Here is a 236-nt window from a genome sequence, read left to right as displayed (position 1 = left end):
ATCGAAAAGGTCAATGCCGATTTCTTTTGCCACCATACGTCCAACAGCTGCATATTCTTCTTCGCTGATCTCACGAGCAAGGGGAACGATAAGTCTGAGTCTCGGATTTTCTGGTGTGTGCTTATGAGTGGAGTAAACGCAACATTTGAAATCGAAAAGCATACTGATTTGTTCCCAGATATCGAGTCTACCGTAATCCATATCAAGGGTAAGCAAAGAACGGCAGAGAACATTGC

General features: G+C 43.6%; 1 pseudogene. It reads right to left on the bottom strand.

Annotated elements, in window-relative coordinates:
• Positions 1-236 (bottom strand): annotated as a pseudogene (locus RYX56_RS26855) (virulence-associated E family protein); the annotation flags it as partial.

This window comes from Alkalihalophilus lindianensis (assembly GCF_032843265.1).
GTDB lineage: Bacteria > Bacillota > Bacilli > Bacillales > Bacillaceae_D > Alkalihalophilus > Alkalihalophilus lindianensis.
Note: the sequence above shows the minus strand (reverse complement) of the source record. Positions and strands in the feature narration are given on the sequence as shown.